Source organism: Janibacter sp. CX7 (assembly GCF_024362365.1).
In the GTDB taxonomy this organism is placed as follows: Bacteria; Actinomycetota; Actinomycetes; order Actinomycetales; family Dermatophilaceae; genus Janibacter.
On record NZ_CP101464.1, the window covers coordinates 181045 to 207112 of the forward strand.

General features: G+C 72.5%; 24 protein-coding genes. 11 read left to right on the forward strand and 13 right to left on the reverse strand.

Annotated features, from left to right (window positions below):
* Positions 1-32: 32 nt before the first annotated feature.
* From NMQ01_RS00935 to NMQ01_RS00955, 5 genes are read right to left on the reverse strand one after another with little or no spacing between them, the layout of a single operon-like run.
* Complete coding sequence (locus NMQ01_RS00935) at positions 33-791, reverse strand: hypothetical protein (protein ID WP_255185025.1); 759 nt, start codon at positions 789-791, stop codon at positions 33-35.
* The gene (locus tag NMQ01_RS00940) at positions 788-1567 is read right to left on the reverse strand and encodes a hypothetical protein (RefSeq protein ID WP_255185026.1); all 780 of its coding nucleotides are present in this window, start codon (positions 1565-1567) and stop codon (positions 788-790) included. The genes NMQ01_RS00935 and NMQ01_RS00940 overlap by 4 nt, the downstream gene beginning before the upstream one ends.
* Positions 1564-2286: a hypothetical protein gene (locus tag NMQ01_RS00945; RefSeq protein ID WP_255185027.1), complete on the reverse strand. Its 723-nt coding sequence runs from the start codon at positions 2284-2286 to the stop codon at positions 1564-1566. Before NMQ01_RS00945 ends, NMQ01_RS00940 begins: the two co-directional genes overlap by 4 nt.
* A complete protein-coding gene (locus tag NMQ01_RS00950; RefSeq protein WP_255185028.1) occupies positions 2283-3017 on the reverse strand; it encodes a hypothetical protein in 735 nt (244 codons plus the stop codon). Before NMQ01_RS00950 ends, NMQ01_RS00945 begins: the two co-directional genes overlap by 4 nt.
* Positions 3014-3742, reverse strand: coding sequence for a hypothetical protein (locus NMQ01_RS00955; protein WP_255185029.1), 729 nt, complete (start codon positions 3740-3742; stop codon positions 3014-3016). The genes NMQ01_RS00950 and NMQ01_RS00955 overlap by 4 nt, the downstream gene beginning before the upstream one ends.
* Positions 3743-3834: 92 nt before the next feature.
* Between NMQ01_RS00955 and NMQ01_RS00960 the strand changes: the two genes are divergently transcribed.
* A complete protein-coding gene (locus NMQ01_RS00960) occupies positions 3835-4665 on the forward strand; it encodes a hypothetical protein (RefSeq protein WP_255185030.1) in 831 nt (276 codons plus the stop codon).
* 37 nt (positions 4666-4702) lie between these two features.
* On the opposite strand, the gene NMQ01_RS00965 is transcribed toward NMQ01_RS00960, so the two are convergent.
* Positions 4703-5365, reverse strand: coding sequence for a 4a-hydroxytetrahydrobiopterin dehydratase (locus NMQ01_RS00965; RefSeq protein ID WP_255185031.1), 663 nt, complete (start codon positions 5363-5365; stop codon positions 4703-4705).
* 62 nt (positions 5366-5427) lie between these two features.
* Here NMQ01_RS00965 and NMQ01_RS00970 point away from each other — a divergent pair, with 62 nt between their 5' ends.
* Positions 5428-6882 carry an HAD-IB family hydrolase gene (locus NMQ01_RS00970; protein WP_255185032.1) on the forward strand — a complete coding sequence of 485 codons (1455 nt, stop codon included), beginning with the start codon at positions 5428-5430 and terminating at the stop codon, positions 6880-6882.
* On the opposite strand, the gene NMQ01_RS00975 is transcribed toward NMQ01_RS00970, so the two are convergent.
* Positions 6801-7664 carry an IclR family transcriptional regulator gene (locus NMQ01_RS00975; protein ID WP_255185033.1) on the reverse strand — a complete coding sequence of 288 codons (864 nt, stop codon included), beginning with the start codon at positions 7662-7664 and terminating at the stop codon, positions 6801-6803. The two genes, NMQ01_RS00970 and NMQ01_RS00975, sit on opposite strands and share 82 nt — an antisense overlap.
* Positions 7665-7768: 104 nt before the next feature.
* Here NMQ01_RS00975 and NMQ01_RS00980 point away from each other — a divergent pair, with 104 nt between their 5' ends.
* Both NMQ01_RS00980 and NMQ01_RS00985 read left to right on the forward strand, forming a co-directional pair.
* Positions 7769-9160: an SLC13 family permease gene (locus NMQ01_RS00980; RefSeq protein WP_255185034.1), complete on the forward strand. Its 1392-nt coding sequence runs from the start codon at positions 7769-7771 to the stop codon at positions 9158-9160.
* Positions 9160-10578 carry an acyl-CoA synthetase gene (locus NMQ01_RS00985; RefSeq protein WP_255185035.1) on the forward strand — a complete coding sequence of 473 codons (1419 nt, stop codon included), beginning with the start codon at positions 9160-9162 and terminating at the stop codon, positions 10576-10578. The genes NMQ01_RS00980 and NMQ01_RS00985 overlap by 1 nt, the downstream gene beginning before the upstream one ends.
* Before the next feature lie 58 nt (positions 10579-10636).
* Here NMQ01_RS00985 and NMQ01_RS00990 read toward each other — a convergent pair whose 3' ends face one another.
* On the reverse strand, positions 10637-11347 hold the full coding sequence (locus tag NMQ01_RS00990) for a FadR/GntR family transcriptional regulator (RefSeq protein ID WP_255185036.1): 711 nt from the start codon (positions 11345-11347) through the stop codon (positions 10637-10639).
* Positions 11348-11476: 129 nt separating this feature from the next.
* Here NMQ01_RS00990 and NMQ01_RS00995 point away from each other — a divergent pair, with 129 nt between their 5' ends.
* Positions 11477-12880 carry a GntP family permease gene (locus NMQ01_RS00995; RefSeq protein ID WP_255185037.1) on the forward strand — a complete coding sequence of 468 codons (1404 nt, stop codon included), beginning with the start codon at positions 11477-11479 and terminating at the stop codon, positions 12878-12880.
* A 1-nt stretch (position 12881) separates the two neighbouring features.
* Complete coding sequence (locus NMQ01_RS01000) at positions 12882-13406, forward strand: gluconokinase (RefSeq protein ID WP_255185038.1); 525 nt, start codon at positions 12882-12884, stop codon at positions 13404-13406.
* 130 nt (positions 13407-13536) lie between these two features.
* Here the strand turns inward: NMQ01_RS01000 and NMQ01_RS01005 are convergent, their stop codons facing one another.
* Positions 13537-14667 (reverse strand): diacylglycerol kinase family protein, encoded by a 1131-nt coding sequence (locus tag NMQ01_RS01005; protein ID WP_255185039.1) that lies wholly within the window; start codon positions 14665-14667, stop codon positions 13537-13539.
* A 92-nt stretch (positions 14668-14759) separates the two neighbouring features.
* Between NMQ01_RS01005 and serS the strand changes: the two genes are divergently transcribed.
* Together serS and NMQ01_RS01015 are read left to right on the forward strand one after the other, a co-directional pair.
* Positions 14760-16079, forward strand: coding sequence for a serine--tRNA ligase (gene serS / locus NMQ01_RS01010; protein WP_255185040.1), 1320 nt, complete (start codon positions 14760-14762; stop codon positions 16077-16079).
* A 100-nt stretch (positions 16080-16179) separates the two neighbouring features.
* Positions 16180-18927, forward strand: a complete 2748-nt coding sequence (locus NMQ01_RS01015) for a LuxR C-terminal-related transcriptional regulator (protein ID WP_255185041.1) — start codon at positions 16180-16182, stop codon at positions 18925-18927.
* A gap of 144 nt (positions 18928-19071) precedes the next feature.
* Here the strand turns inward: NMQ01_RS01015 and NMQ01_RS01020 are convergent, their stop codons facing one another.
* The 3 genes from NMQ01_RS01020 to NMQ01_RS01030 form a co-directional block, all read right to left on the reverse strand.
* Positions 19072-19941, reverse strand: a complete 870-nt coding sequence (locus NMQ01_RS01020) for an ABC transporter permease (protein ID WP_255185042.1) — start codon at positions 19939-19941, stop codon at positions 19072-19074.
* Positions 19938-20903, reverse strand: a complete 966-nt coding sequence (locus NMQ01_RS01025) for an ATP-binding cassette domain-containing protein (RefSeq protein WP_255185043.1) — start codon at positions 20901-20903, stop codon at positions 19938-19940. Before NMQ01_RS01025 ends, NMQ01_RS01020 begins: the two co-directional genes overlap by 4 nt.
* 95 nt (positions 20904-20998) lie before the next feature.
* Positions 20999-21649: a DedA family protein gene (locus tag NMQ01_RS01030; RefSeq protein ID WP_255185044.1), complete on the reverse strand. Its 651-nt coding sequence runs from the start codon at positions 21647-21649 to the stop codon at positions 20999-21001.
* Positions 21650-21742: 93 nt separating this feature from the next.
* On the opposite strand from NMQ01_RS01030, the gene NMQ01_RS01035 reads away from it, so the two are divergent.
* On the forward strand, positions 21743-22366 hold the full coding sequence (locus NMQ01_RS01035) for a TrmH family RNA methyltransferase (RefSeq protein ID WP_255185045.1): 624 nt from the start codon (positions 21743-21745) through the stop codon (positions 22364-22366).
* Between the two features lie 23 nt (positions 22367-22389).
* Here NMQ01_RS01035 and putP read toward each other — a convergent pair whose 3' ends face one another.
* The gene (putP, locus tag NMQ01_RS01040; protein WP_255185046.1) at positions 22390-23916 is read right to left on the reverse strand and encodes a sodium/proline symporter PutP; all 1527 of its coding nucleotides are present in this window, start codon (positions 23914-23916) and stop codon (positions 22390-22392) included.
* Positions 23917-23993: 77 nt separating this feature from the next.
* Between putP and NMQ01_RS01045 the strand changes: the two genes are divergently transcribed.
* Positions 23994-25190, forward strand: a complete 1197-nt coding sequence (locus tag NMQ01_RS01045) for a pyridoxal phosphate-dependent aminotransferase (RefSeq protein WP_255185047.1) — start codon at positions 23994-23996, stop codon at positions 25188-25190.
* Positions 25187-26065, forward strand: coding sequence for a GNAT family N-acetyltransferase (locus NMQ01_RS01050; RefSeq protein WP_255185048.1), 879 nt, complete (start codon positions 25187-25189; stop codon positions 26063-26065). The genes NMQ01_RS01045 and NMQ01_RS01050 overlap by 4 nt, the downstream gene beginning before the upstream one ends.
* The last annotated feature ends 3 nt before the right edge of the window (positions 26066-26068 follow it).

Here is a 26068-nt window from a genome sequence, read left to right on the forward strand (position 1 = left end):
CTCTAGGCACGCCGAGGGTGCCTGGGCGGGGACTACCGGGCGAGTCTCGAGATGATGTCCTCCGCGTGGCGCTCGAGGGTGGTCATGTCGCTCGCCTCGTCCGTGCTCGTCTGGGTGAGCGTGATGAGGCTGTGCCCGACGCGGACGACGAGGTAGTCGGCGTAGATGCGCGTCTGCCGCCCGCCGATCTCCCCGAAGGTCGTGATCCGCACCGCGAAGGTCTGGTCGCCGAGCGTCGCGGTGGTCCGCGGCTCGGCGAGCAGCCGCAGGTCGATCGGCCCGGCCTCGTCCCGCCCGGTGAGCGAGAAGGAGTCGCACCCGGCGAGGGCGGCCCCGGCCTGGTCGAGCAGGGTCGCGCCGACCGGGCGCGAGTGCGACTCGATCCGCACGTTGTGCGCCTGGAGCCCGGTGCCCTTGCCCTGGGTCCACCCGCGGGTGACCGCGACGGTCCGCGACCGCTTGAAGTTGGTGGCGTACCAGCCGAGGCGCAGCACGTCGATGCAGGGCTTCGGGTCGGTCTTGCGGTACTGCGCGCTCGGCTCGGGCCCGGGCTTCGCGCTGCGCGGCAGCCCGGCGAGGGCGGCCTCGGCCTGGGCCTCGTCGAGCTGTCGGCCGGCTCGCTCGAGGCGCGGGTCGGTCGTCGGCGACGAGGTGACCGGCTCGGGCGTGGGCACCGGCGTCGGGGCGGTGGCCGAGGGCGAGGAGGCGAAGGGGAGGTCCCCGCACCCCGTGAGGAGCACGAGCGAGGTGGCCAGGCAGGTGAGACCGCGCGCCACCCGGCGCCCGGTCACGGCTCGAGCCCGTCGACGGCCGCGCGGGCGGCGGACTCGGTGACCTCGGTGTCGGGGGTGGTGCCGTAGGCACCGTTGGCGACCGAGACGGTGTTGTGCCCGACCTTGACGACGACGTAGTCCATCGACAGCGTCTCGAAGGTCTGCCGGGCGGTGAGGCGGTAGGCGATGGTCCGGTCGCCGAGCGTGGGGAAGGTCAGCGGCGTCGCCTCGTAGGTCGTCCAGTTGCCCGTGTCGGTCTGCTTCACCTCGAAGCTCGAGCAGTCGCTGACCCGCGCCCCGGCCTCGTCGAAGAGGCCCGTCGGGTAGGGGTCGCCGAAGGAGTAGAGCCACATCCCCAGGTGGCGGCGCGTCCCGGGAGGAGCGGGGTTGTCGGCGCGGCGGAAGTTGGCCTGCACCCGCGCCTTCTCCGTCCGACGCACCTCGTCCCAGCCGGGACCCTTCTGGATCAGGGCGGCGCAGCTCGAGGGCTCGACCTCGTCGGCCTGCGTCTCGAAGATCGTCGCGACCTCGTCGTCGACCCAGCCCGACCCGAGGTCACCGGCCGACGGCAGGGCGGCGCGCAGACCCCCTTCGTCCATGACCCGTCCGGCGCCGGTGAGGGTCCCGGGGTCCTCGTCCACCGATGACGCGGTCGACGCCGGAGAGGAGGACGGTGACTCGCTGCTCGACACGGTGACCGTCTCGGTCGCCGTGCTGCCGACACCGGGGACCAGGCCGCACCCGGGCAGGAGCGCCACGGCGGCGGCGAGGGCCAGCCCCCGGGCCCGGGTCACAGCGCCTCGAGCTCGGCGACAGTGGCGCCCACGAGCTGCTCGACGGCCTCGCTGCGATAGGTCGAGGCCTCGCCGGCGCTCTGCACGACGTGGACCCGGTTGTTGCCGAGGGAGGCGCTCGCGACCTGCACGACGCCCCCGCCGAAGGGATCGCCCTCGGTGGTGTTCTGCACCCGGATGGACCACGTGCGGTCGCCGGCGGGCTGGAGCGAGACGGGGTCGAGCTTCCAGTCGGTCGTGCCGTAGCGGTCGATGATCTTGAAGGTCGAGCACCGGCTCAGGGCCTGGCCGGCGTCGTCGAAGAGTGCCTCGGGCACCGGCTCGTCGTAGCTGGTGACCTTGACCGACAGGACACCGCGGCCGTTCTCGCCGACATAGGACTTCTCCGCGCTCGCGACCTTGTGCTCCTCGAGGTCGTCGGCCGTCGTGCCCTGCAGGCGCACGTCGTCGCAGACCGCGGGATAGGTCGTCGAGTCGGGGTCGGGTCCCTCGGACTCCGAGGTGTCGAGGGTGAATCCCGAGGGCGGCTGGTCGTCCGCGGGCAGCACCGACCGCAGCTGCTCCTCGGTGAGCTGGCCGCGCCCGCCGGCCTCGGCCGTCGTCGAGCTCGACGGGGTGTCGCGGCCGAGGGTCGGCACGCACCCCGCGGTCAGGGCCAGAGCGGCGATGCCCACGACGGCCGGGGTCGTGGCGGCCCGGCGGGGCGCGCGGACGCTCACTTCAGGTCCTCGAGGACGCCCTGGGCATAGGTCTCGAGGATCTCCTCGTTGTTGGCGCGGAACCCGGTGAGCATGCGCACGTTGACGAGGTTGTGGCCGCTGCGCACCCACAGGTAGTCGATGGCCAGGTCGCTGTCGCGGTTGCCGATGCGCACGGCGAAGCTGCGGTCGCCGAGGGCCGGCGTGGTGATGTGCGTCGCCGTCCACGTGCCCTTGCTGGCGCCCGGCTCGGTCGCGGAGGTGAAGTCCGAGCAGGTGGCCAGGGCGGCGCCGGCCTCGTCGAAGAAGCGCGTGGGGAAGGCCTCGTCGTAGGTCCACAGGGCGATCGAGATGCTCGGCGGCGGCGTGCCGCCGGCCTTGCGGGTGTAGCGCACGCCGGCGCCCTCGCTGCGGTGCTCCTCGCGCCAGTCGCGGACGTCCGGCGCGTCGAGGTAGACCGCGAGGCACTCCGTCGGGTCGGCGACCCGCTTGCTGTGGACGGCGGCGTCGAAGCCTCCGGGGTCCTTGACGAAGCCCTTGGGCGCCTCGTCGGTCGACGGCAGCGCGGCCTTGATCTGCCGCGGGGTGAGCTCCTGCTGCTCGGGCGCGTCAGCGGTCTCGGCCTCCCGGGTGCTCGTGACGGTCACCGTCGACGGCTCGGCCGGGGGCGGCGCGTCGTCACCCCCGCACGCGGCGAGGGTGAGGGCCGTGATCACGGCGAGGGCGAAGGGGGCGGCGCGGCGCGTCGTCATGTGGCCTTCTTCAGGTCGTCGAGGACGCCCTGCGCGTACCTCGTCATCAGCTTGCCGTCGTAGCTCTTCTCGCGGCTGAGCACCAGGACGGTGATGACATTGTGCCCGCTGCGCACGTAGAGCCGGTCGACGGAGTGGTCGAACTCCCGGCTGCGGATCCGCACGCCGAAGGTGCGGTCGCCGAGCTGCGGGACGGTGATCGCGGTGGCCCCGTCCTTGCTCTCGCCGACGCTGCGCGACTGGGTGTACGAGTCGCAGCCGGTGACCTCCTCGCCCGCGTCGTCGTAGAGGGAGAGCGGGTAGGGCTCGTCGAAGGACTGGACGTAGGTCGCGATGATCAGCCCGCCGTCGGCCTGGTTCTGGCTGAAGCGCGCCTGCTCGTGGACCGTGCGGTGGTCGTCGGTGAAGGTCCGGGCCTCGGGACTGTCGAAGAGGATGCTCGCGCACCCGGGCGGGTCGTAGGTCGACTTGTGGTTGCCGAAGGTCGAGGTGTCGACGTGCCAGGTCTTGTCCGGCATGTCGGCGAGGGTCGGCAGGGCCTTGCGGGCCGTCGCCTTGTCGATCTCCTGCTGCTCCGGCAGGTCGAGGGCCTCGCCGACCTCGGTGGTCACGGTCACCGTGCCGGGGTCCGGGGGCTGGGTCGACTCGTCGCCGCACCCGGCGAGAGGCAGGATGGCCGCGACGGCGAAGGCGGCCGCGAGACGACGGTGGTGTGTGGCGAGCATCGCCGTCAGCATCCCACGCAGGGGCCGCTCCGGCGCGCCCGGCGCGGGCCGCGGACCGTATCCTCGGGGCGAGACGACCCCGGGAGGGACCAGTGGAGCAGATCTCCAGGCGCACGCTGCTCGCCGCGATCGGCACGGTCGGCACGACCGCCGTCGCCGGCTGCGCGGACGACTCCGAGCCCGTCGACATCGCCTCGACGTACCGCGTCGGCGGGGACGGTGGCTCGGGGAGCGACACCGGGAGTGGCTCCGGCTCCCCCTCCGACAGCGCGAGCCCCACCGACTCCGCCCTCCAGACGGTGGAGCTCGACCCCCCGGACACCCTGCGCGGCCGCTGGGCGGCGATCGCGGCGGTGTGGACGGCGGCCGAGGTCTCCGACGACGGGTCCGGTCCCCGCGCCACGAACGGCGACTGGGAGTACTCGATGGAGCTCGGCGAGTGGGCGCACCTGCTGCGCTACAGCGACGGTCGGGCGCTCCTCGTCGGCCAGTCCAACCCCGACGTGATCCGCTCCGTCGCCGACGAGAAGAAGATGCGCAAGGCGCTCACCGCGGGGGCCCCGAGGTGGTGGAACGACTTCGACGAGCTGCTGCCGAGCAATGCCTCGGTCGGCTTCGTCCTGGGGTGGGACCGCAAGCGCTGGCAGCGGGTCTCGGGCGTGCCCAGCGAGGGCGGCTTCGACAAGATGACCTTCTACCCCCGCGACGACGACACGACGATCGAGTGGCTGCTCCTGTGGGGGCAGGAGGGCGAGAGCGACCACTCCAGCGCGCTGCGCTCCGCCGCCTCGGCCGTCATCAAGGCGGGCACCCGGGTCAACATGTCGCAGCTGCAGCGGCTCGGCCCCGGCATGCAGGCCGACCAGCTCAAGGACGCCGTCGCGGCCGCGAAGGCCTTCGAGGGCAAGGGCCGCCGCCGCTGAACCGAGCCCGCCCGCGGAGGTGGGGACCCCCCCTTCGTCAGGCGTGCGGCTGCCAGGTGCAGACGCAGGCGAGGTTGCCGTCGGCGTCCGCCAGCACCCACCACGACGGGGCGTACTCGTCCGTGACGAGCCGGCCGCCGGCCGCGACGACCGCGTCGACGCGGGCCCGTGCCTCGTCGTGGGGGACGTAGACGTCGATGTGCAGCCGCCCCCGGTCGTCGCGAGGCTCGCTCGTCTGGAACCAGATGGTCGGCATCTGGCCGTCGGGCGAAGGGAGCGTGTCCGGGTCCCCCTTCGCCGGCTCGTGGCCGGTCAGGGCGGTCCAGAAGGGCCGGATCCGGTCCGCGTCGGCCGTGTCGATGCCGACGGTCAGCGAGGCGCCGACCTCGGGCTGCGGGCTCGCACCGCGGTCGGAGGCGATCCGGCTGATCTCGCCGGCGAGCGAGATGTCGCGGTCGGTGATGCCGCCGGCGTCGTGGCTGACGAGCGCCAGCCCGACCCAGCCCCACCGCAGGTCGATGTCGGGGTGGTGGTCGGCCTCCTCGGCGACCTTGGCGATCTCGTTGACGAGGGCGAGGGACTCCTCGAAGCCCTTGGTGCGCAAGCGGGTTCGCAACATGCCGTTGACCTCGCGCCAGTCGCGTGGCGCCCGGTCGGCGACCTGGGAGCTGGTCAGGGTCTGCAGGGCGTCGTCGCTCATGTGACCCACGTTAGGCCCTCGAGGTGTTCCCGGCAGGCCCCCGCGTGGATAGCCTCGCGAGCATGACGGCCGCCGCATTCTTCGACCTCGACCGCACCCTGCTGCCCAAGGCCTCCGGCCCGGCGCTGTCGGCCGCCATGCGCGACACCGGCGTGGTCTCCGCACGGATGCCGGGGGAGGCGCTGCTCTTCGGCTACTTCAACCTCCTCGGCGAGTCCCTCGGCTCGATCGCGCTCGCCCGCCAGGCGGTGCTCGTGGCCAAGGGCAAGCCCGCCGACGCCTTCGACGAGGCGGCCCAGCTGGCCGCCGACATCCTCGAGCCGATGGTCGGACCCTTCGCCCGCATGCTCATCGAGGAGCACCACGAGGCCGGGCGCCACGTCGTGCTCGCCACGACCACCCCCGAGCACCTCGTCCTGCCCCTCGCCGAGCGGCTCGGCATCGACTATGTCATCGCCACCCGCTACGAGGTCGGCGACGACGGCTGCTTCACCGGGCGCAACGACGGGCACTTCGTGTGGTCGATGGGCAAGATCGCGGCGGTGCGCGACTTCGCCGAGGAGGAGGGCATCGACCTCGACGCGTCCTTCGCCTACTCCGACTCGATCTACGACGCGCCGCTGCTGCGGGCCGTCGGCAACCCCGGTGCGGTCAACCCCGACCCGCGGCTGCACGCCCTGGCCGTCGCCGCCCGCTGGCCGGTGCTGCACTTCGACACCTCGCCCGGGGTGATGAAGCTGCCGGTCATCGGCATGGAGCTGCAGCGCGCCATCGCCCTGCTCTCGCGGCCCGAGGTCTTCCCGTACGCGAAGTTCACCGTCCGCGGCGCGGAGAACATCCCGGCCGACGGGCCGGCGATCCTCGTGGGCAACCACCGCTCCTACTTCGATCTCGTCGCGATGGCGGTCGCCTTCCGCCGCACCCCGCGCTCGGCGCGCTTCCTGGGCAAGAAGGAGCTCTTCGACGTGCCCGGTCTGGGGACGATCTTCCGTGCCGGCGGCGGCATCAGCGTCGACCGTCGGCAGGACGACCCCGACAGCCCCGACGCCTTCGCCTCGGCCGTGCGGGCCCTCCGCGGCGGCGAGCTCGTCGCGATGATGCCCGAGGGGACGATCCCGCGGGGCATCCACTTCTTCGAGCCGGGCATGCGCGGCTTCCCGGGCGCCGCCCGCCTGGCCCACCTCACCGAGGTGCCGGTCATCCCCTTCGCCATCACCGGGACCGAGAAGGTCTGGCCGCGCAGCTCCAGGGTGCCGCGGATGCTCACCAACCCGCTGACCCGGCCCGAGGTGACGGTGACCTTCGGCGAGCCGGTCGACCTGAAGTACCGGTCGGTGCCGCGCGACATGGAACGGATCCTCGAGGCGATCACCGAGATGCTGCCCGACGACGTCCGCGAGCCGGCCCGACCGACCCTCGCCGAGATGGCCCTGACCTACCCCGACGGCGTCGTGCCCGACGAGGACCGCTGGTACGCCGTCGACGGCGCCGACGCGCAGGTCGAGTACGGCGAGTAGGGCCCGGTCCGGCCGGTGTCGCGCCCGGCCAGGGCGCCCGGCTCGAGCTGCTGGCTCGTGCGGGCAGCGGCCGCGGCGACCGCGGCCCCGAGTGCGTCGTAGCGGTCGGGGGTCATCCGGCTGCTCGGCCCCGAGACCGACATGGCGCCGACCGGGCTGCCGGAACGGTCGACGATGGGCGCGCCCAGCGCGGTGATGCCCTGCGACAGGCCACCCTCGTTGATCGACCACCCGCGCTCGCGGATGGTCTGCACCCGCTCGCGCAGCGCGGCGGCGTCGGTGACCGTGTCCGGGGCGACCGCGGTGAGGTCTCCGGCGAGGTAGCGCTCGACCTCTTCGTCGGTGCAGGCCGACAGGTAGGCCTGGCCGGTCGCTGAGGCGTGGAAGGGGATGTGCTCGCCGAGGGGGAGGAAGGCCCGCAGCCGGTGGGAGGTGTCCACGCGCTCGAGGAGGATGAGCACGTCGCCGTCGGGGACGGCGAGGTGGACCGTCTCGGTCGTCTCGAGCTGCAGCTCGCTCATCACCGGCAGGGCGACCTCGCGCACGCCGAGCCGAGCGTCGACGCGCCGGCCCATGCGCAGCGCGCGATAGGTCAGGCTCCACCGGGTCGGTGCGTCGGTCGACGCTCGCAACCAGCCGATCTCGGCCAGGGTCAGCAGCATCCGCTGCGTCGTGCTCTTGGGCAGGTCGACGGTGCGCGCGAGGTCGGACAGACCGACCGGTTGCAGCTCCGCGACCGCCTCGAGCACCTTGAATGCCCCCGCCACGCTGTTCGTCGCCATCCCTTGCCCTTCCCAGACGTCTCGGCTAGGTTGCCACGGTCCACACAATAGACCACTGTGCCATACAGTGGACCGCACTCACAATGACGTGAAAAGGAGCGGGCATGACTGCACAGCTCGTGGCGCTGGCGATCTTCGTCGGTGTCTTCGCACTCGCCGCCGTGCGCAATGTCAACATCGGGATCGCGATGTTCCCCTTCGCCGCAGCCGTGGGGCTGGGGCTGGCGGACCTCGCGCTCGAGGACGTCGTCGGCGGGTTCCCGCTGTCGATCCTCGTGCTCCTCGTGGGGGTCACCTACTTCTTCGGCATCGCGCACAGCAACGGCACGATCGAGTGGCTCATCGACGCCGCGATCTCCCGGGTGGCGGGGCGCGACGGCCTCTACCCGCTCGTCTTCTTCCTGCTCACCGCGGTCATCTCCGCCATGGGTGCCCCGCTCGGTGGCCTCGTGATGGCACCCGTCGGGATGACCGTCGCGCGCCGCCGGGGGATCGACCCCATGCTCATGGCCCTGGCGATGGGCACCGGGCTGTCGGCGGGTGCCTTCGCCCCGACGAGCCTCTTCGGCATCATCACGTGGGGCACGGCCGACTCCGCCGGCATCGAGCTCAACCCGATGCTGCTGATGGCCATCGCCGTGGTCGTCAACATCGCGCTGCTGGCCGTCGCCTACGCGCTCTTCGGTCGTCGGCGGTCGGTCGTCGCCGACGAGCCCGGAGCTGACGGCGTCGGTGGCTCCGGCGGTGACCGCGGGTCTGCCGGCCCCTCCGGTGGGTCGGGCGAAGAGCGCGCCATCGGCGGCTACGGCCAGTCGTCGCTGCAGCTGGCGACGCAGTCGCGCACGGTCGAGACCGCGGTGACCGATGCCGTGGTGCCGCGCCCGAGTCGTGTCCAGGTCCTCACGCTCGTGTGCATGGCGGCGCTGGTCGGCAGCGTCATGGTCATCGCGCTCACGGGTGGCGAGCCGGACATCGGTGTCCTCGGCTTCGCCTTCGCGGCCTTCCTCGCCGTGGTGGACCCGGCGGCCGGCAAGAGCGCCATGACCCGCATCGACTGGGGCTCCGTCCTCCTCGTCGGCGGCATCATCACCTATGTCGGCGTGCTCACCGAGATGGGAGTCCTCGACATGCTGGGCGAGGGCGCCGCAGACCTCGGCAACCCGCTCGTGGCCGCCTTCCTCCTCTGCGTGGTCGCGGGTCTGATCTCCGCCTTTGCCTCGACGACCGGCATGCTCGCCGCGCTCGTGCCCCTCTCCCTCCCGCTCATCGGCGAGGGCGGCCTGCCCGGCTGGGCGCTCATCTGCGCCATCGGTGTGTGCGCCTCGATCGTCGACGTCTCGCCCTTCTCCACCGTCGGTGCGACCTATGTCGCGAGCGCGGAGGCGGACGACCGTGCTCGGATGACGACGCTGCTCACCCGCTGGGGCCTGTCGATGGTCCTCGTCGGGCCGATCCTCTTCACCCTCGTGCTCCTCCTCCCCGGGAAGGTCCTGTGATGTCCCCTTCGTCCCACCTGCTCAGCGGTCTGCTCGACGGACCCGGTCGCGCCGACGCTGTCGAGGTCGCGGGCACGAGCCTGTCGAGCGAGCAGCTCGTCTCGGCGGCGCTCGCCTTCGGCGCGCGACTCAGCGGCCCCGAGCCGGTCGCCGTGCACGCGACCCCGACGGCCGAGACGGTCGTCGCGGTCGTCGGCGGGCTGCTCGCCGGCGTGCCCGTCGTCCCGGTGCCGCCCGACGCCGGCCCCGGCGAGGTGGCGCACGTGCTGCGCGACTCGGGGGCGAGCGCCTGGGCCGGGCCCCGGCCCGACGGGTTGGACCTGCCCGTCGTTCCGCTCGACCTGGCCGCCAGCGCCCCGAGCGGTGCGTCCCCGGACCTGCCGGCTGCCGACGCGACGAGCCTGATCCTCTACACGTCGGGCACGACGGGTGCGCCCAAGGGCGTCGAGCTGTCGAGCGGTGCCATCGCCGCCGGTCTCGACGGGCTGGTCGACGCCTGGCAGTGGAGCGAGGAGGACACCCTCGTCCACGGCCTGCCGCTCTTCCACACCCACGGGCTGATCCTCGGCGTGCTCGGTGCGCTGCGCGTGGGCTCCCGCGTGCGGCACACCGGTCGGCCGACGCCCGAGGCCTACGCGGCGACCCCCGGCTCGATGTACTTCGGCGTGCCCACGGTGTGGTCCCGGGTCGCGGCGGCGCCGGGGGCCGCCCGGGCGATCGGGCGCGCCCGCCTGCTCGTGTCGGGCAGCGCGCCCCTGCCCGCGCCGGTCTTCGAGGCGATCGCGGGCCTCGCCGGGCAGGCGCCGGTCGAGCGCTACGGCATGACGGAGACGATGATCACCCTGAGCGCGCGGGCCGACGGTGAGCGGCGGGCCGGCTGGGTGGGGCTGCCGATCACCGGTGTCGAGACCCGTGTCCGGGCCGAGGACGGCAGCGAGGTGCCCGCCGACGGCGAGTCGATCGGGCGGCTCGAGGTGCGCGGTCCCGTCCTCTTCTCCGGCTACCTCGGCCGTCCCGAGACCACCGCGGCCTCCTTCACCCGGGACGGCTGGTTCGTCACGGGTGACCTCGCCGCGCGCGATGCCTCCGGATTCCACCGGATCGTCGGCCGGGAGTCGGTCGACCTCATCAAGTCGGGCGGCTACCGGATCGGGGCCGGGGAGATCGAGGCCTCGCTCCTGGCCCGGCCCGAGGTCGCGGAGGTCGCCGTCGTGGGTGAGCCCGACCCCGATCTCGGTCAGCGCATCGTCGCCTGGGTCGTCGCCGAGGGGCCGACGGGCGACGATCTCGCCCAGTCGCTCGTCGACCACGTCGCCCACGACCTCTCGCGCCACAAGCGGCCACGCGAGGTGCGCTTCACCGACTCCCTGCCGCGCAATGCCATGGGCAAGGTGCAGAAGAAGCAGCTGGCTCCCTGAGTCGTCTGCCGTCCGATCCGGACGCCGATGGCTGGGCGCCCCTGAGCCGCAGGGGCGCTCAGTCGCCGGAGGCCTCGATCTCGTCCATGGCCTCCTGGGCCTCGGAGACGATGCGGCGCATCGCCTCCTCGGCGCTGTCGGGGCAGCCCTCGGCGATCGCTGCGGCAACCTCGACGTGCCAGCCGATGGCGCCCTGCTCGGGGATCTCCGGCATGAGGTCGTGCTCGGTGCGGCCGGTGAGCGCCTCGGCGACGAAGGGGGCGAAGCCGGCCAGCAGCGCATTGCCGGACGCCTCGAGGAGGGTGCGGTGGAAGTCGATGTCGTGACCGAGGTAGGTGAGCAGGTCCCCCTTCGGCCCGGTCTCGGCCATGCCCGCCGCCGCGGCCTGCAGGCGCTCGGCCTGCTCGGGGGTCGCGCGCTGCGCGGCGAGGCGGGCGGCCTGCGGCTCGACGCCGCGGCGCAGCTCGCTCACCTCGCGCAGCTGCGCGAGGCGCTGCGGGCCGGCGAGGCGCCAGTGGATGATGACCGGGCTGAGCGCCTCCCACTGCGACTCCGGCTGGATGGTCACGCCGACGCGACGGCGTGAGGTCGCCACCCCGATCGACTCGAGGACCTTGATGACCTCGCGCACGACCGTGCGGGAGACGCCGTAGCGCCCCTCGATCTGCTCCATGGAGAAGACGTCACCGGCGCCCAGGCGCCCCGAGGTCAGGTCGGCCCCGATGCGCGTGAGGACGGCGTGGTGCAAGCCCCCCGACGCACTCGTCATGCCGCGGATTGTCGCAGACGCGATGGTGCACCTCCAAAGAAAAGGATGACGATTGGTTGCGCAATAAGCATACTTTTGGGAAGGTGTCCGGCGGGCGACCGCCCTGACACCACCCACCGGAGGACAACGATGTTTCTCGTCGAGGACGCCGTGCCCGAGCCCGCCTACGGCTCCGGGCCCCTGCTCGCCATCGCCGCGGCCGCCGTCGCGCTGCTGCTCCTGCTGATCATCCGCTTCAAGGTCCACGCCTTCGTGGCCCTCGTGCTCGTCAGCTTCCTCACCGCCCTCGCGACGAAGATCGCCCCCGCCGACGTCGTCACCGTGATGACCGACGGCTTCGGCGCCACGCTCGCGTCGGTGGCCCTGCTCGTCGGTCTCGGCGCGATGATCGGCCGCCTGCTCGAGGTGACCGGCGGCGCCCAGGTCCTCGCGGACACCCTCATCGCGCGCTTCGGCGAGGACCGGGCCCCCTTCGCCCTGGGTGTGGCCTCGCTGCTCTTCGGCTTCCCGATCTTCTTCGACGCCGGCCTGGTCGTCATGCTGCCGATCATCTTCAGCGTCGCCCGCCGCTTCGGCGGCTCGGTGCTGCGCTACGCCTTCCCCGCCGCGGGTGCCTTCGCCGTCATGCACGCCTTCGTCCCGCCGCACCCGGGCCCGGTCGCCGCGGCCGACCTCGTGAGCGCCGACATCGGCCTGCTCCTCGTCTTCGGCCTGCTGATCGGGCTGCCGACGTGGTACCTCGCGTCCTACCTCTACGGCCTGTGGGCCGGCAGCCGCTTCATGGTCGACGTGCCCGACCTGCTCTCAGGTGGTCACGTCCCCGAGGCGAAGGGGGACGACGCCCGCCGGCCGTCCTTCGGCCTGGTCCTCGCGGTGCTGCTCCTGCCGATGCTGCTGATCTTCGTCGACACCGGGCTCAACACCCTGGCGACCCAGGGCGTCGTCGACGGTGACGCCGTGTGGGTCAACGCGCTGCGGATCATCGGCAAGACCCCCATCGCCCTGCTCATCACCACGCTCGTCGCCATGGTCGCGCTGGGCTGGCGCCGCCGCTCGCGCGCCGACGTCGAGACGATCATGAACGACGCGCTCGCCCCGGTCTGCGCGATCATCCTCATCACCGGCGCCGGCGGCATGTTCGGTGGCGTCCTGCGGGCCAGCGGCATCGGCCAGGCCCTCGCCGAGACGCTCGAGTCCACCGGGCTGCCGGTCATCGTCGCCGCCTTCGTCGTCTCCGCGGCGCTGCGCGTCGCCCAGGGCAGCGCCACGGTCGCCCTGACGACCGCCGCCGGGCTCATGGCGCCGACGATCGAGGCCTCGTCGGGGCTGAGTTCGATCGACCTCGTGCTCATCGTCATCGCCATCGCCGGTGGCGCCACCGTCCTGTCGCACGTCAACGACTCCGGCTTCTGGCTCGTCGGCCGCTTCCTCGGCATGGACGAGAAGACGACGCTCAAGACGTGGACCGTCATGGAGACCCTCATCGGCGGCATCGGCTTCGTCTTCGCCTTCGCGCTGAGCCTGGTGCTGTGAGATGACCGTGCACGTCATCGCGATGGGCGTCTCGGGCAGCGGCAAGAGCACCGTCGCCCAGGGCGTCGTCGAGCGGACCGGCTGGGTCTTCGCCGAGGCCGACGCCTTCCACCCGCAGGCCAACATCGACAAGATGTCGCAGGGCATCCCGCTCGACGACGAGGACCGCTGGCCCTGGCTGCACGACCTCGCCGCGTGGATGGCCGAGCACGCCGCCCGCGGCGAGGACACGGTCATCACCTGCTCGGCGCTCAAGCGGGTCTACCGCGACGTGCTGCGCGCCGACGTCGCCGCCCTCGGGGGCGGCCACCGGGTCGTCTTCGCCCACCTCGATGGGTCGGCGGAGGTCATCGCCGAGCGGCTCTCGGGGCGCAAGGGCCACTTCATGCCCGCCTCGCTGCTCCAGTCGCAGATCGACACCCTCGAGGACCTGGAGCCCGACGAGGACGGGGTCGTGCTCGACCTCACCGCCGCGCCGGACGAGCTCGTCGACCAGGTCATGGCGAGCGTGGCGCCGGGGCGCTGACCCCCCTTCGTCGCCGCTCGACAAGAGAAACACCCCCTTCGCAAGGGTTTCAAACCCTTGCGAAGGGGGTGTTTCTCGGGTCACCCGGAAATCGAGGTACGGGTGGGGCGGGCCCCGGTCGAGACCTCGCTCAGATGCTCGCGACCCTCACGATGAGTGCCTGCTGGTCGACCGTCACGAGCAGGCGCGTGGCCTCGCCGATGACGTCGCCGTCGACCTGCACGGGGTGCGGCTCGTCGACCCGGGCGGTGTAGACCGAGCCGGAGGTGCGAATGAGTTCGGTCCCGTCCTTCTCGGAGCGGCCGAGGACGCGCACGGCGACCGAGCCCCACCCGATGATCGTCTTCGGGGCGACGACGACGCCGTCGAGGCGACCGTCGTCGAGCCGCGCGCTGGGCACGAGCTGGATGCCGCCGGTCAGGGTGCCGCAGTTGCCGAAGAGGATCGTGCGGGCTCGCACCGGCTCCTGCGCCTTGCCGTCGATGGTCCACCGGACGCGGAATCGCTTGATGAAGATGCTGCGGAAGCCGGTGACGAAGTAGGCCGTCCACCCGACCTTGGCCTTGAGCTCCTCGCTCGTGTTGCCCATGATCGCCGCGTCGAAGCCCATGCCCGCCATGACGAGGAAGGGGTGCCGCTCCACCGGCGGCCCCTCGACCGGCTCCTCCGCCTGGCCGGAGTCCTCGGTCGCGGCCTCCTCGGCCGGGTCGAGCTCGATCCACGCGACGTCGATCGCCTTGTTGCGCCCGCTGTAGGCGACCCGCAGGGCCTCGGTGAGGTCGGCGCCGAAGGGGATGTCGAGGTTGCGGGCGAGCAGGTTGCCGGTGCCGCGCGGCAGCAGGCCCATCGGGGTGCGGGTGCCGGCGAGGGCAACCGCGACGGCGCGGATCGTGCCGTCACCACCGAGCGGGCAGACGACGTCGACGCCGGCCTCGAGCGCCTCACGGGCCTGCCCGGTGCCCGGGTCCTCGATCGTCGTCTCGATGAAGAGCGGCTCCTCCCACCCGAGCGAGACGCTCGCGGCGGTCAGCTCGGCGCGGGTCGCGGCGACGTCGTCGAACTTCGTCGGGTTGATGATGATGCCCGCGCGACGAGGCGCCGGGGCGCTCCCTTCGTCCCGCCGGAAGCGGTGACGGTCCGGCCGGGACCGGCCGTGACGGGGGGCCGCGGCACCCGGGCCACGGAGCACCAGGGCGACGACGACGGCGACGAGCGCGAGCGAGATGGCGATGACGATCGCCAGGAGAGTCCAGTCCGACACGGCCGTGACGCTACCCCAGCGAGGGGCCTGCGCCCCGGTCGTCACGCCGGTGGCGGGCGGCGCCGGCGCGTGGCGCGGATATCCTGCCTGTCGTGATCGACCTCAAGACCCTGCGCGACCAGCCCGATGCCGTCCGAGCGAGCCAGCGTGCCCGCGGCGAGGACGAGTCCCTCGTCGACGCCGTCATCGCCGCCGACGAGCAGCGCCGCAGCGCCATCGGTGCCTTCGAGACGGCCCGCGCCGAGCAGAAGGCGGCGAGCAAGGAGCTCGGCCCCGTGATGGGTCGGCTCAAGAAGGCCGAGAAGGCCGGCGAGGACGTCACCGAGCTCGAGACCGAGGCCGCCGCGCTGCGCGACAAGGGCGCTGCGATGTCGGCCCGGGTCAAGGAGCTCGAGGCCGCAGCCGAGGAGGCGAAGGGGGCGCTCGACGCCTCGATCCGTCGCATCGGAAATGTCATCCAGGAGGGTGTCCCCGCTGGCGGCGAGGACGACTTCGTCGTCCTCGAGGAGGTCGGCACCCCCCGTGACTTCGCCGCGGAGGGCTTCGAGCCGAAGGACCACCTCGAGCTCGGCGAGCTGCTCGGTGCCATCGACATGGAGCGCGGGGCCAAGGTGAGCGGCAGCCGCTTCTACTACCTGCGCGGCGCCGGCGCCCGGCTCGAGATCGCCCTCATGGCGCTCGCCCAGCAGATCGCCGCCGAGGAGGGCTTCACCCCGCTCGTCGTCCCGACGCTCGTGCGCCCCGAGACGATGGCCGGCACCGGCTATCTCGACGCCCACGACGACGTCTACCACCTGCCCGCCGACGACCTCTACCTCACCGGCACCTCCGAGGTCGCGCTCGCCGGCTACCACGCCGACGAGATCCTCGACCTCTCCGACGGGCCGATCCGCTACGTGTCGACGTCGACCTGCTACCGCCGCGAGGCCGGCAGCTACGGCAAGGACACGCGCGGCATCTTCCGCGTCCACCAGTTCCAGAAGACCGAGATGTTCGTCTTCTGCCGCCCCGAGGACGCCCAGGCCCAGCACGAGGAGCTGCTGCGCATCGAGCGGCGGATCCTCGAGGCGCTCGAGCTGCCCTACCGGGTCATCGACGTCGCCGCCGGCGACCTCGGCGGCCCGGCGAGCCGCAAGTACGACTGCGAGGCGTGGGTCCCCACCCAGGGCAAGTACCGCGAGCTGACGTCGACGAGCAACTGCACGACCTTCCAGGCGCGCCGCCTCAACATCCGTGAGCGCAACGCCGAGGGCGGCGGCACCCGCACGGTGGCCACGCTCAACGGCACCGCCATCACGAGCACCCGCCCGATCGTCGCGATCCTCGAGAACCACCAGCAGGCCGACGGCTCGATCCGCGTCCCCGCAGCGCTGCAGCCATTCCTCGGTACCGAGGTCATCAGCCCGCGCTGACGGTGATCGGCCAGTTCGCCCCGTCGAAGGGGGCCTGCCCCCTGTCGTTCAGGTGCGGGGGCTACGTTGGACTCGTCCCCCCGACGACGGAGGAGCACGAGTGATCCAGCCTGCGCGGCACGATGCGGTCGGCGCGCCCGCCCCGGTGGGGCGTGCCCGCCTCGTCGCCTCGATCACCGCGCGTGTCCTCGACGGCCAGGCCGTCGCGGTCCATGGACCGCGCGGGATGGGCCGCTCGACGGTCCTCGACCTCGTGACCGCCGGCCTGCCGCACGCGATCACCGTTCGGCTGCAGCGGCTCGGCACCCCGGGCCACGGCGCTGCGCTCATCGCCGGCGCCTTCCCCCCAGAGACCCTCGACGAGCTGCCCGAGCGGATGCGCACCGGGCTGCTCGACCCGGGCTCCCTGCCCAGCGGCGACCCGGCGGTGCTCCTCGGTGATGCGCTCACCGAGCTGCTCACCACCCAGGCGGGGCGAGCCCCCTTCGTCCTCGTCATCGACGACGGGCAGCACCTCGACCCGCTCACCCTCACCGCGATGCGCACCGCGGCCTCCCGCTCGCTGGGGCCCGGTGCGCTCGGCATCCTCATCAGCGTCGGTCCGCCGGAGGTGTCGCCGGACACGGGATTCGTCCCCAGCCTCGCGGCTGCCCGCGAGCTCGAGCTGCTGCACCTCGAGCTGCTGCCGCTCGCCGGTGCCGACACGGTCGAGATGCTCACTGCTGCAGGCGTGCCCACCGACACCGCGCTGTGGGCGCACCGTGAGTCGGGAGGCAACCCCGGTCTCGCCCACGACATCGCGCGCGCCGTCGACGGGCTGCCGCCCGCAGAGGCCACGCGCGCCGTGCACTCCCTCGTGCGGCAGGAGGCGCTCTCCCTCTCCGGGCCGGTGCGGACCACGCTGCGGCGGGTTGCCGCGATGCACCAGCCGACGACGGCCGTGCTCACCCGCCTCGGCGGCGACGAGGCCGTCGCCAGCCTGCGCACCGCCCGGGCGCTCGCCCTGCTCGTCAGCGAGGACGAGTACGTGCGGCTGACGCCCACCGCCCTCGGTGACGTGCTGCTCGAGTCCATCGACAGCGACGAGCTCGTCGGACTGCACCGAGAGCTCGCCGCGCACGCCGACAGCGACGCGCTCGACCGCTACCACCTCGCCCTCGCCGGCGACACGGCGACCACGCCGGCGGACCTCGCCGCGGCGGCTGCCGAGACCGCCGCCCGCGGCGAGCACGACCTCGCCGCGCACCTCTACCTCCTCGCCGCCGACGCCGGCACCGCCGAGCGCGACGAGTGGATCACCTGCTGTCTCGAGAATGCCGTCATCGGCAAGGAGACCCGTGTGCTGCAGCGCGCGATCGAGGGCGCGGCCCGGCTCGCCGAGCCCGGCCACCGGGTGCGCGCCGACCTCGCGCTCGTCGAGCTCGGCGACGTCTCGCCCGACGAGGTGCTCGTCACCGCGCTGCAGGCCGCTCGTGAGCACCCCGACCTGCAGGCCCGGGTGCTGCTGCAGCGCGCCCGCCTGCTGCTCGGCACCCACGACCTGCGCACCGCCCTCGACCTCGCCCGCCGTGCCGTCGAGCTGGCGGAGCGGGCCGGGCGCCCGGACATCGAGGTCGAGGCGCTGACCGTCGCCGCATCGGTCACCCGCACCCTCGGCGACGGTGGCTCGCGCGCGCTCATCGACGCCGCAGCCGGGCTGGCCGGACCGCCGCGCCCCGGTCAGGTGCACACCTCCGCGCGCTACATCGCCGCGCGCTTCGCCCTGCACGACGACGACCTGCGCCGGGCCCGGGCGGAGTTCGTCGACATGCTCGCCGGGGTCGGCCCCGACGCCGGCTACGACACCGTCCACGTGCTGCGCAGCCTCGTCGAGATCGTCGCCAGGCAGGGGCGTGGCCGGGAGGCGCTCGAGCTCGCCGGGCGGGCGACCCGGGCGGCGACGCACTTCGACACGCCCGTCGCGACGACCTGGTACATCGAGGCGATCGCCGAGTCGGTCGGCGGGACCTTCGAGCGGACGGCCGTCGTCAGCGGTCGCGGGGTCGAGCTCGCCCGTGAGCAGGAGGACGAGCGCTACCTGCGCCGGCAGCTGGCCCACCTCGGGCTGGCGCGGCTGCACCTCGACGAGCTCGACGAGGCCGTCGCGGCCTTCCGCGAGCTGCGCTCGATCGACGAGGCGAGCGGGATCCGCGACGTCACCTCGCTGCGGTGGCACACCGACGGGATCATGGCCCTCGCCCTCGTCGGTGAGGTCGACGAGGCGGCCGACCTGCTCGCCCGGGTCCGTGAGGAGATCGACGCCGGGCGCGGTGCGCCGGGTGTCGTCATCGCCGCAGACCGGGCCGAGGCGGAGATCGCGGCGGCCCGCGGTGACCTCGACCTCGCCCGGCGACTGGCCTCGCGTTCCGCGACGGCGGCCGCCGAGCGGCGCCTGCCGATCGAGCAGGCTCGCTCGCTCGTCACCCTGGCCCATGTCGAGCGTCGGGCACGCCGCACCGGTCGCAGCCGCGAGGCCGCTGCCCGGGCGCGCGAGGTCCTGCGCCCCCTGCACGCCCACCCGTGGACGGCGTGGGTGCAGGACCGCTTCCCCGAGGGGGCGGCGCTGCACACGCTCGAGCCCGAGGAGCCCGAGGGCGGCGACCCGCAGACCCTGCTCGCATCGCTCACGCTCACCGAGCAGCAGGTCGCCGGGCTCGTCGCCGACGGCGCGAGCAACCGCGAGATCGCCCAGCGCCTGCACCTGAGCGTCAAGACCGTCGAGGGCACGCTCACCCGCGTCTACCGGAAGTCCGGGCTGCGCTCGCGCACCCAGCTCGCCGCGCTCGTCCTCGGCCACGGCCCCCGCTGACCCGCCCCTCCTTCACCGCTCGCACTCAAGAGCCCTGCGCCCCTGATAGCCCGCCCCCTGAAGGCCGGGTCGAGGTATCTGAGACGGCTATCCGGTCGGTGATACCTCTACCCGCGTCGGGGGCTCGAGGGGATGCGCGGCGCGTCAGTCGGTCGTGCGGGCGTTGAAGGCGCGCAGGGCCAGGGGCGCGACGACGAGCGTGATGCCCACCGACCAGATGATCGTCGCCAGCTCGGGGTGGTGCAGCGGCCACGGGGCGTCGGCGCGCAACGGCTGACCCGCGACGCCCCAGTTGTCACGCATCGCCTGACTGAGGGCTGAGATGGGGTTCCACTCGGCGACGGTGCGCAGCCAGCTCGGCATGACGTCGGTCCGCGCGAAGGCATTGGACAGGAAGGTGATTGGGAAGATCGTCGTGAACATCAGGCCGTTGACCGCTTCGACCGAGCGCATCGCCGACCCGACGAGGATCCCGATCCAGATCATCGCGAAGCCGAAGAGCAGGAGCAGCCCGTAGCCGATGAGGGCGTTGACCACGCCGTCGTGCAGCCGCCACCCGATGAAGAGCCCGGTGACCGACATGACGGCGACGCCGATGCTCGAGTGGATGAGCGCGGCGATGCTGCGCGAGATGAGGATCGACGAGCGGCGGATGGGCAGCGACCGCAGCCGGTCGACCATGCCCTTGCCGATGTCGGTGTTGAGCCCGATGGCGACGATGAAGGCGCTGAAGGCGATGGTCTGCGCCATGATCCCGGGCAGCAGCCACGGCTTGTAGTCGACCCCGGGGATCTGGATCGAGCCACCGAAGACGTAGGCGAAGAGCAGGACGAACATGACCGGCTGGATCGTCACGTCGGTGAGCATCTCGGGCTGGCGCTTGATGTGCGTGAGGTTGCGGCGCACCAGGGTGGTGATCTGGCGGACCCGACCGGCGCCGGCCGGTGCCAGGCTCGTCGCCGAGGTGGCTGCTGTCGGGGAGGGGGTGGAGCCGGTCTCGCTCTGGGCGGTCATGCCGGTGCCTCCTGGTTGGTGGTCTCCTCGGCCGCATGGCCGGTGAGGGAGAGGAAGACGTCGTCGAGGCTCGGGCGCTGCATGCCCAGGTCGTCGACGTCGATGTCGGCCCCGTCGAGGGCGCCGGCGATGCGGGTGAGGTCGGCGACGCCGGCGCCGGGCGCGGTCAGCCGGCGGGCGTCCGCGTCGACGTGGACCTCGCCGACGCTCTCGCGGACGAGCTCGGCGGCCCGGGCCACCTCGTCGTGGCGCGAGACGGTGACGACCAGGCTCGTGGCGCCGGACTGGTCCTTGAGCTCGAGCGGGGTGCCCTGGGCGATGATCCGGCCGTGGTCGATGACGCAGATGCGGTCGGCGAGCTGGTCGGCCTCGTCGAGGTACTGGGTCGTCAGGAGCAGCGTCGTGCCGTCACGCACGAGGTCGCGCAGCACGTCCCACAGCTCGACCCGGCTGCGCGGGTCGAGACCGGTCGTCGGCTCGTCGAGGAAGAGCACGGACGGGTGGGCGATGAGGCTCACGGCCAGGTCGATCCGGCGGCGCATGCCGCCGGAGTAGTCCTTGACGACCTTGTTGCCCGCCTCGGTGAGCGAGAAGCGCTCGAGCAGGTCGTCGGCCCGCCGGCGGACCTCACGCCCGGGCAGCCCGTAGAGGTCGCCGATGAGCCGCAGGTTCTCGCGGCCGGTCAGCAGGTCGTCGACCGTCGCGGACTGGGCGGTCAGGCCCATGCTCGCGCGCACCGCCTCGGGCTCGGCGACGACGTCGTGGCCGGCGACGCGAGCCGTGCCGCGGGTGGGCGTCGCGAGCGTCGTCATCATGCGCACGGTCGTCGTCTTGCCGGCACCGTTGGGCCCCAGCAGGCCGAAGACGGTGCCCTGAGGGACCTCGAAGCTCACGTCGTCGACGGCGACGAAGTCGCCGAAGGTCTTCACCAGGCCGGAGGCCTCGATCACGGGTGCGGTCATGTCGGTCCACGCTAGGGGGCGGCACCGACAACGGACAGTGGTTTTCCCTTCGAGGCACCCATGGCCGGGCCCGGGGCCCGAGGGAGCCCGGGTGGCTACTCCAGGGTCTCGACGTCGATGCGGTCGTCGGGGTCGTGGCTGCGGCGCACCGAGCGCCGCCACATCCAGGCGATGACCCCGAGGACGGCTAGGACGATGAGGGCGTAGACCGCCTTGCTGATCGGGTCCATGTACTGCTCGACGAGGTGGTAGCGGTCGCCGAGTTGGAAGCCCAGCCACACGAAGAGGGTGTTCCAGATGAGCGAGCCGGCGGTCGTGTAGCCGACGAACTTCGCCACCGGCATGCGGTCGATGCCCGCCGGGATCGAGATGAGGCTGCGGATGCCGGGGACGAAGCGGCCGAAGAAGACCGCCTTGGGCCCGTGCTTGCTGAACCACGCGTCGGTCTTGTCGATGTCGGCGACGTCGACGAGCGGCATCTTGTGCGCGATGACCTTGAGCCGGTCGAGGCCCAGAGCCGCGCCGATGCCGTAGAGCAGCAGCGCGCCGGTGACCGAGCCGAGCGTCGCCCAGAGCACCGCCTCGACGATCGAGTAGCGGCCCTGCGCGGCGGTGAAGCCGGCGAGCGGCAGGATCACCTCGCTGGGGATCGGCGGGAAGACGTTCTCGAGGAAGATGCCCAACGCGATGCCGGGGCCCCCGATCCGGTCCATGAGGTCGAGGACCCACTCGACGATGGTGTTCATGCGGCCCTTCCGCGGCGGTGACGTCTACGGTGGGGGCCCGTGAGCACCCCGGATGATCATGCCAAGGCTAGGGGCGGACCCTCCGCGCAACCTGTGAGCCACGGCGTCGGTCCATGGGTTGGTGAGTGGCCCGACGACCCGCGCCTCGACCCTGAGCTGCTCCGCGACGGCGACCGACGCAATGTCGAGGACCGCTACCGCTACTGGTCCCACGAGGCGATCACCGCTGACCTCGCCGCCCGGCGCCACTCCTTCTACGTGGCGATCGAGAACTGGGAGCACGACTTCAACATCGGCTCGGTCGTGCGCACCGCCAACGCCATGGGGGCGGCCGCCTTCCACATCGTCGGCCGACGGCGCTGGAACCGGCGTGGCGCGATGGTCACCGACCGCTACCAGGTGGAGCACCACCATCCGTCCGTCGCGGACTTCGCCCAGTGGGCGGCGACGGCGGGCGAAGGGGGGACCCCCCTTCGCATCATCGGCATCGACAACGTCCCGGGCTCGGTCCCGATCGAGACCTTCGACCTGCCCCGCGACTGCGTCCTCGTCCTCGGCCAGGAGGGCCCGGGGATCTCGCCGCAGATGCTCGAGGTGTGCGAGGTCGTGCTCGAGATCACGCAGTTCGGCTCGACCCGCTCGATCAACGCCGGCGCGGCCGCGGCGATCGCGATGCACGCCTGGGTGCGGCGGCACCACTTCGGTCAGGTGCCGTAGACCAGGCAGGCGCCGCTGTCGGCTCAGCCCTGACGGGCGAGGTCGATGTCGCCGCGTCCGTCGGCGAGCTCGTGCTCCATCCGCTCGAACTCCGCCTGGATCTCCGGGTCGGTCGACGGCTTGACCAGCGAGACGACGATTGCGACGAGCAGGTTGAGCGCGAAGCCCGGGACGATCTCGTACATCCGGTCGCTCAGGCTGTCGATGTTGCCCCAGACGAAGACGGTGACCGCGCCGACGACCATGCCGGCGAGGGCGCCGGTCGCGGTGAGGCGACGCCAGTAGAGCGCGAGCAGGACGATCGGGCCGAAGGCCGCACCGAAGCCGGCCCACGCGAAGGCGACGAGCTCGAGGATCGCCGAGCTCGGGTCGAGCGCGAGCACCAGACCGACGAGCGCGACGACGAGGACGCCGACCCGCCCGTAGAGGAGCAGCGCCTTGTCCGACGCCTTGCGGCCGGTGAGGTTGACGAGGTCCTCCACGAGGGCGGAGGAGCACACGACGAGCTGGCTCGACATCGTCGACATGATCGCGGCGAGCACGGCCGCGAGGACGAAGCCCGCGACGAGCGGGTGGAAGAAGACCTGCGACAGGAGCAGGAAGACGGTCTCGGGGTCGTCGATCTGCTTGGCCGGGTCGGGGCCGTTGAAGTAGGCGACGCCGATGAGCGCGGTCGTGATCGCGCCGAGGGCGGTGATGATCATCCACGTCGTGCTGACGATGCGGCCGTAGTGCGCGTCGGCGGAGGTGCGCAGGGCCATGAAGCGCACGATGATGTGCGGCTGGCCGAAGTAGCCCAGGCCCCACGCGGCCGTGGAGAAGATGCCCAGCGCGAGCAGGGCGGCGCCGTCGTCGCCGGCGAAGAGGTTGAAGGCGTCGGGGTTGACCGCCGTGACCCCGTCGACGATGTCGCCCGGCGAGCCCATCTTGAAGACGGCGACGATCGGCACCGCGACGAGCGCGGCGAACATCAGCAAGCCCTGGGCGACGTCGGTGAGCGTCGCGCCGAGGAAGCCGCCGAAGAGCGTGTAGAGGAGCGTGACCGCGGCGACGAGCAGCACGCCGTGCAGGTACTCCCAGCCGAAGGAGCTCTCGAAGAACTTGCCGGCGGCGACCATGCCGGAGGAGACGTAGAAGGTGAAGAAGGCGAGGATGACCAGCGCGGCGACGATGCGCACCAGGTTGGTCCGGTCACGCAGCCGGCGCCCGAAGAAGCTCGGGATGGTGATCGAGTCGCCCGCGATCTCGGTGTAGGCGCGCAGGCGGGGCGCGACGAACTTCCAGTTGAGCCAGGCGCCGACCGTCAGGCCGATGGCGATCCACGACTCGATGAGGCCGGAGGCGTAGATGGCGCCGGGCAGGCCCATGAGCAGCCAGCCGGACATGTCGGCGGCGTTGGCGGACAGCGCCGCGACGGCCGGGTGCAGCCCGCGCTCGGCGAGCATGTAGCCGTCGATGTTGCGAGTGCGGGTGTAGGCGTAGTAGCCGATCGCGAGCATCGCGGCGAAGTACACGCCGATGGCGATGAGCTGATAAGTCGTCTCCGACACGGGAGTCCTCTCTGGAAGGTGTGGCCGGGAGACAGTACACCCGGACGTGGCCCGTATCACAGTGCGACCATGACCGCATGACGTCTCCCTTCGCCCCCTCCACCCGGTCCGCGGTCGCCCCCTTCGAGGTCATGGACGTCCTCGCCACCGTCGCCCGGATGCGCGCGGAGGGTCGCGAGGTCATCTCGCTGTGCGCCGGCGAGCCGAGCCAGGGTGCGCCCGGTCCGGTCCACGAGGCCGCGGCGGCGATCCATGCCGAAGGGAGGTCCCTGGGCTACACGCCCGCGCTCGGCACCGCGGCGCTGCGGTCGGCCATCGCCGGCCACTACCGGCGGTGGTACGACCTCGACGTCGACCCCACCGAGGTGGCGGTGACGACCGGCAGCTCCGGTGGCTTCGTCCTGTCCTTCCTCGCGGCCTTCGACCACGGCGACCGGGTCGCGCTGGCCCGGCCCGGCTACCCGGCCTACCGCAACATCCTCGCCGGGCTGGGCTGCGAGGTCGTCGACGTCGAGACCGGGCCGGCGGAGCGCTACCAGCCGACCGTCGCCCAGCTCGAGGCGGCGCACGCGCCGGCCCCGCTCGCCGGGCTCGTCCTCGCCTCGCCGGCCAACCCCACGGGAACGATGGTCGACCGCGGCGAGCTCACGGCGATCGCCGCCTGGTGCAGCGCGCACGGTGTGCGGCTGGTGAGCGACGAGATCTACCACGGCGTCACCTACGGCGACGGCCCCGATGCGAAGGGGGTCTGCGCCCGCGAGGTCGACGAGCACGCGATCGTCGTCTCCTCCTTCAGCAAGTACTGGGGCATGACCGGGTGGCGCCTCGGCTGGCTCCTCGTGCCGCAGGACCTGCGGGCCGCGGTCGACGCGCTCGCGGGCAACATCGCGCTGTGCCCGCCGGCCGCGGCGCAGGAGGCGGCGGTTGCGGCCTTCTCGGAGGAGTCCTACCGGCAGTGCGAGGTTGCGCTCGTCGACTTCGGCCGGGCCCGCGATGTGCTGCTCGATCGGGTGCCCGAGCTCGGGTGGGGCGCCGCGGCGCCCGCCGACGGGGCCTTCTACTACTGGGCCGACCTGGGGGAGCAGCTCGCGGGCTTCGCCGATGCGCGGGAGTACGCGTCGGCGCTGCTCGAGGCGACCGGTGTGGCCGTGACGCCGGGTGGTGACTTCGACCCGGTCGAGGGGTCGCACTGCGTGCGGCTGTCGCTCGCCGCGGGGCCGGAGGCCATCGCCGATGCGCTCGACCGGATCATCGCCTGGCAGGACGCGCGATGACCCTCCTCGAGGTCTTCCACGAGCAGATCCGGCTCGCCGGGCGCGAGGACGAGCCCCGGCCCGGGATGGTCGTCGACCGCGACGGGCCGGTGCGGCGCACCTGGATGGACGACCCGGCGGGCTTCGCCATGGTCGAGTGCCCGGCCGGTCTGGGGGAGGACCCCGACCACTGGATCGACCGCCAGGTCGAGTTCTTCCGCGGGCGGGGGCAGGAGCTCGAGTGGAAGACCTATGACGACGACGAGCCCGCGGACCTGCTCGACCGCCTGCGGGACAGGGGCTTCGAGATCGGTGACGACGAGGCGCTCGTCCTGGGACGCGTCGCGGACCTCGTCCACCCCGCCTCGCCAACCCTGCAGGACCCTAAGGTCTTGCAGAGTTCCAGGCCCGCAACTTCGCAAGACCCCAGGGTCTTGCAGAGTTCTGGGCAGGGGCGCGGCGGGGCGAAGGGGGTCCACCTGCGGCGGGTGGAGGTGGACGACGATGCCGCCTTCGCCGGCATCGAGGCCCTCATGGAGGTCGTCTGGGGGCGGCGCGACGGGCACACCGCCCGGCTGCGCGAGGAGCTGCGGGCCGCGCCCGAGGGGCTCGACGTGCTCGTCGCCGAGCTGGACGGGCAGATCGTCTCCGCCGCCTGGGTGCGCTACTCGCCGGGCACCGACTTCTGCTCCTTCTGGGGCGGGTCGACCCATCCCGACGCCCGCGGTCGCGGGGTCTACCGCGCACTCGTCGCGGAGCGGGCCCGCCTGGCCGCGGCGCGGGGCTTCCCCTTCGTCCGGGTGGACTGCTCCCCGGAGTCGCTGCCGATCCTCACCCGGCTCGGGCTGCAGCGGGTCGCGACGACCGTGCCGGCCACGCTGCCCGTCGTGAGGTGACCC

Coding starts and splice junctions, on each gene's coding strand:
- NMQ01_RS00980 (WP_255185034.1), top strand. CDS start 7,769: ATGACTGCACAGCTCGTGGCGCTGGCGATCTTCGTCGGTGTCTTCGCA.
- NMQ01_RS00970 (WP_255185032.1), top strand. CDS start 5,428: ATGACGGCCGCCGCATTCTTCGACCTCGACCGCACCCTGCTGCCCAAG.
- NMQ01_RS00950 (WP_255185028.1), bottom strand. CDS start 3,017: ATGACGACGCGCCGCGCCGCCCCCTTCGCCCTCGCCGTGATCACGGCC.
- NMQ01_RS01050 (WP_255185048.1), top strand. CDS start 25,187: ATGACCCTCCTCGAGGTCTTCCACGAGCAGATCCGGCTCGCCGGGCGC.
- NMQ01_RS00990 (WP_255185036.1), bottom strand. CDS start 11,347: ATGACGAGTGCGTCGGGGGGCTTGCACCACGCCGTCCTCACGCGCATC.
- NMQ01_RS01000 (WP_255185038.1), top strand. CDS start 12,882: ATGACCGTGCACGTCATCGCGATGGGCGTCTCGGGCAGCGGCAAGAGC.
- NMQ01_RS01030 (WP_255185044.1), bottom strand. CDS start 21,649: ATGAACACCATCGTCGAGTGGGTCCTCGACCTCATGGACCGGATCGGG.
- NMQ01_RS01045 (WP_255185047.1), top strand. CDS start 23,994: ATGACGTCTCCCTTCGCCCCCTCCACCCGGTCCGCGGTCGCCCCCTTC.
- NMQ01_RS00995 (WP_255185037.1), top strand. CDS start 11,477: ATGTTTCTCGTCGAGGACGCCGTGCCCGAGCCCGCCTACGGCTCCGGG.
- NMQ01_RS01025 (WP_255185043.1), bottom strand. CDS start 20,903: ATGACCGCACCCGTGATCGAGGCCTCCGGCCTGGTGAAGACCTTCGGC.
- NMQ01_RS01020 (WP_255185042.1), bottom strand. CDS start 19,941: ATGACCGCCCAGAGCGAGACCGGCTCCACCCCCTCCCCGACAGCAGCC.
- NMQ01_RS00985 (WP_255185035.1), top strand. CDS start 9,160: ATGTCCCCTTCGTCCCACCTGCTCAGCGGTCTGCTCGACGGACCCGGT.
- NMQ01_RS00955 (WP_255185029.1), bottom strand. CDS start 3,742: ATGCTCGCCACACACCACCGTCGTCTCGCGGCCGCCTTCGCCGTCGCG.
- NMQ01_RS00975 (WP_255185033.1), bottom strand. CDS start 7,664: ATGGCGACGAACAGCGTGGCGGGGGCATTCAAGGTGCTCGAGGCGGTC.
- NMQ01_RS00965 (WP_255185031.1), bottom strand. CDS start 5,365: ATGAGCGACGACGCCCTGCAGACCCTGACCAGCTCCCAGGTCGCCGAC.